Annotated in this window: 4 protein-coding genes and 1 pseudogene; 4 read left to right on the forward strand and 1 reads right to left on the reverse strand. The window is 29.3% G+C overall.

Annotated features, from left to right (window positions below; all coding sequences use genetic code 11):
* Positions 1-185 precede the first annotated feature (185 nt).
* Entirely contained in the window at positions 186-794 is a 609-nt protein-coding gene (locus HMPREF2715_RS08405) for a recombinase family protein (protein WP_000583537.1), read from the forward strand.
* Between the two features lie 204 nt (positions 795-998).
* Here the strand turns inward: HMPREF2715_RS08405 and qacR are convergent, their stop codons facing one another.
* Positions 999-1,565 carry a multidrug-binding transcriptional regulator QacR gene (gene qacR, locus HMPREF2715_RS08410; protein ID WP_001832666.1) on the reverse strand — a complete coding sequence of 189 codons (567 nt, stop codon included), beginning with the start codon at positions 1,563-1,565 and terminating at the stop codon, positions 999-1,001.
* A gap of 177 nt (positions 1,566-1,742) precedes the next feature.
* On the opposite strand from qacR, the gene HMPREF2715_RS08415 reads away from it, so the two are divergent.
* From HMPREF2715_RS08415 to HMPREF2715_RS12455, 3 genes and pseudogenes are all read left to right on the forward strand, one after another.
* Positions 1,743-3,287: a quaternary ammonium compound efflux MFS transporter QacA gene (locus HMPREF2715_RS08415; RefSeq protein ID WP_000622776.1), complete on the forward strand. Its 1,545-nt coding sequence runs from the start codon at positions 1,743-1,745 to the stop codon at positions 3,285-3,287.
* A 204-nt stretch (positions 3,288-3,491) separates the two neighbouring features.
* Positions 3,492-4,052: a hypothetical protein gene (locus HMPREF2715_RS08420; RefSeq protein WP_001077893.1), complete on the forward strand. Its 561-nt coding sequence runs from the start codon at positions 3,492-3,494 to the stop codon at positions 4,050-4,052.
* Positions 4,053-4,115: 63 nt separating this feature from the next.
* Positions 4,116-4,250, forward strand: a pseudogene (locus HMPREF2715_RS12455) (HAD hydrolase family protein); the annotation flags it as partial.
* Positions 4,251-4,355 lie beyond the last annotated feature (105 nt).

The following is a 4,355-nucleotide window of genomic DNA, read 5'->3' on the forward strand; positions in this document are numbered from 1 at the left end:
TTATACTATAAATTCAACTTTGCAACAGAACCAACAATAAACTAAACAAGTATAATTATTGAAAAATTAAATATTTAAGGTGTATGTATATTTTAAGTACACCCTAATCATACAAAGAGAGTTATTGAATTTATAATAACTTAAACGTATGATTAGGGTGTATATTAATTGTGGAGTGAAAATGAATGATTATAGGTTATGCAAGAGTATCTTCGGTAGATCAGAATTTAGAGAGACAGCTAGATAATTTGAAAACATTTGGCGTAGAGAAAATATTTACAGAGAAACAATCGGGAAAGTCAGTAGAAAATAGACCCGTATTTCAAGAAGCACTTAACTTTGTGAGAATGGGCGATAGATTTGTAGTAGAATCGATTGATCGCTTAGGTCGTAATTATGATGAAGTGATTAACACAGTTAATTATTTAAAGGATAAAGAAGTTCAATTGATGATTACTAGTTTACCTATGATGAATGAAGTGATTGGTAATCCACTATTAGATAAATTTATGAAAGATTTAATCGTTCAAATCTTAGCAATGGTTTCAGAACAAGAACGAAATGAAAGTAAACGTAGACAAGCACAAGGTATTCAAGTTGCGAAAGAAAAAGGTGTGTATAAAGGACGCCCTTTACTATATTCACCTAATGCTAAAGATCCTCAAAAACGTATTATCTACCATCGTGTTGTTGAAATGTTAGAAGAAGGCAAAGCAATTAGTAAGATTGCGAAAGAGGTTAATATCACAAGACAGACAGTTTATAGAATTAAAAATGGTAAGGGATTATCTTGATAAATGGATTGTTAATGCAAATGAGATCTTCTCACAGCGTCCTAAATTATATGTTATTCATCTATTATGAGATTCTAATAATAAGACAAGAAAAGAGAGTGCGAATTCGCACTCTCCTTTTGTGTAGTACTATTGAAATTTTGTCTTAAAAACGAACGTAATTTAGAAATAATATTTATTGGTATTTCAAGAATATATATATAATTATTTACTAAGTCCATTTAAAAAAATTTGAGAGAACTTGTTCATAAGTTTAATTCTTTCATTAATATTTTGTTCATGTGTAAAGGTAACAATTCCATTAACAGCGTTTGCTGCTATTTTACTAACAGCATTAACATCATTAATACACCATTCGCCATTTAAATTACCCTCCTTAAAAATTACATGATAAGCATCTATATATTTGTTTTCTAATTTATTCATTTTTTCATTAATGCTATTAGTTTTATAATATTCAGTGCAAAATTCAATTATTGCGTTTTGAAGTGGATAATAGTATTCGGTTGTTAAAGATAGTTCATTATATAAATAAAATTTTTCTCTATTAGTTTTACATTTGATTTGTTCCTTTTTCCACTGTTCTTGCCATTTAGATTCTTCTATATTTAAAATTTCTAAAAATAGATTTTCTTTTGTTTTAAAGTGATAATAAAGATTCCCTTTACTACTTTCTGATAATTTAACAATTTCTCCAGTAGTAGTGGCATTATATCCATTTTTTATAAATAATTCCTTTGCGACACCTAGTATTTTATCTTTCAAGTTCATCACGCCTTTAATGAGTATTAAGTACTATCAATGATAGCACAAAAAATTCAAAGAATAATTGTATAACACAATACAGCCATTTAAATTTCGCAAGATTTTTTGTTGTAATATGTAAAAAAATAGATTACAATCCTTATAGACCGATCGCACGGTCTATAAGGATTGGAGGGAACTTAAATGATTTCATTTTTTACAAAAACTACTGATATGATGACATCAAAAAAAAGATGGACTGCACTAGTAGTATTAGCTGTTAGTTTGTTTGTTGTTACAATGGATATGACAATATTAATTATGGCTTTACCGGAATTAGTAAGAGAGTTAGAGCCTTCTGGTACCCAACAGTTATGGATAGTTGATATATACTCTCTTGTTTTAGCTGGCTTTATAATTCCATTGAGTGCCTTTGCTGATAAATGGGGAAGAAAAAAAGCATTATTAACTGGATTTGCTTTATTTGGCCTCGTTTCATTAGCTATATTTTTCGCAGAAAGTGCAGAGTTCGTAATAGCTATTCGATTTTTACTTGGTATTGCAGGTGCTTTAATAATGCCAACTACTCTTTCAATGATAAGAGTAATTTTTGAAAACCCTAAAGAAAGGGCCACTGCATTAGCTGTATGGTCAATCGCTTCATCGATAGGTGCTGTTTTTGGACCAATTATCGGAGGAGCTTTACTTGAGCAATTTTCATGGCACTCGGCATTTTTAATTAATGTACCGTTTGCGATAATAGCAGTTGTAGCAGGTTTATTTTTATTACCAGAGTCTAAGTTATCAAAAGAAAAGTCTCACTCGTGGGATATTCCTTCTACAATTTTATCAATTGCAGGCATGATTGGACTGGTATGGAGTATCAAAGAATTTTCAAAAGAAGGACTAGCAGATATTATTCCATGGGTTGTAATAGTATTAGCAATTACCATGATAGTGATATTTGTTAAACGTAATTTATCAAGTTCTGATCCAATGTTAGACGTAAGACTTTTTAAAAAGAGATCATTTTCAGCTGGTACAATTGCTGCATTTATGACAATGTTTGCAATGGCATCTGTTTTGTTATTAGCTTCACAATGGTTACAGGTTGTGGAAGAACTTTCTCCTTTTAAAGCTGGCTTATACCTATTACCTATGGCAATAGGAGATATGGTGTTTGCACCAATTGCACCCGGATTAGCGGCGCGATTTGGACCGAAAATAGTGTTACCTTCCGGAATTGGAATTGCAGCCATTGGCATGTTTATTATGTATTTCTTTGGTCATCCATTATCATATTCTACAATGGCTTTAGCATTAATTTTAGTTGGAGCTGGTATGGCTTCACTAGCAGTTGCATCTGCTCTAATAATGTTAGAAACACCTACATCAAAAGCAGGTAATGCAGCTGCTGTTGAAGAGTCTATGTATGACCTTGGAAATGTTTTTGGTGTAGCAGTACTTGGTAGCCTATCTTCTATGCTTTATCGTGTATTTTTAGATATTTCATCTTTTTCATCAAAAGGTATAGTTGGAGATTTAGCTCATGTAGCTGAAGAATCTGTAGTGGGCGCTGTCGAAGTAGCTAAAGCTACGGGGATAAAACAGCTTGCAAACGAGGCTGTAACATCATTTAATGATGCTTTTGTAGCAACTGCTTTAGTAGGTGGGATTATCATGATTATCATTTCAATAGTTGTCTATTTGTTAATTCCCAAATCACTTGATATAACTAAACAAAAATAGTACTAAACATATATTTTTAGATATTGTAGATTAGTTTATTTTTAAAATTAGTAATAGTTAAAAAGTAGAACCATTAATTTTAAATGGTTCTACTTTTTTATTATTAAGTAAAATTATAAAAGACAATTTCTTAAATTAATAATATGATATACCTATATCTAATAATTTATTAGTATTAATAAACCTTGAAAGGATGATTAACTGATGAATAGAGCAGATATTTTTAAAATATTTGATGTAGAACTTAATATAACTATATTTTTAGGAGCACTAGTAGCAACTTTCATCTATTTTATAAGTTACATGAACAATGTAAATGAATTAATTACATTATGCTTAACATTAGCTTTTCCTGCATATTTATTAAAAATTAGCAGATCGTTCGAGGTTATTTTATTAGAGGAAAAAATAAAAAATAGTAAAATCAAAATCTGTGACAAAGATAGAATTGAACGAGAGATACTGGTGAAAAAGAACCTAATAGATGAACTATTGTTTCCTAATAGAGTTATTAAAAAATATACACTGACAATTTTAATTTACAGTATAGGTATTATTATTCTTTTACTACTTTGTAATATGTTAAGTTATGGAATTGGTGAAAATGTCAATTTTATCTGGAGATTACTAGCTTGTTATGTAACGAGTGTCACAGTGATTATAGTTGCCTTGATTATAATGATAATGATATTTGATCTTATAATTGGATTACTATTAAATTTTCAAATATTTTTAAAAAATAAAAAGTATGATGACTTTTTATAATTATTCGATTTATATAATGAAAAATTAAATGATTAAACATAGAAACCTCAAAACAAACCATATTTAATAGAGTTTATGGCGCCTTATACAAATAAAGGCTATGCTGTTAAAGAATTATGTAGCTATCTTCAGATTAATATGGATGATGTTTATACTATTGGCGATAGAAAATTGATTTACCTATGTTTAATACCCTAGATAATTCTTCTGATAATTTAGTTTTTGTTAGAGTTTAACATAACTGATGATTATCAGAAGTCCTGTCATTATAAAAGGTGTATCAAGAGTTTATAAACTCTTGAT

The sequence above is a fragment of the Staphylococcus sp. HMSC062A01 genome (genome assembly GCF_001836805.1).
Lineage (GTDB): Bacteria > Bacillota > Bacilli > Staphylococcales > Staphylococcaceae > Staphylococcus > Staphylococcus haemolyticus.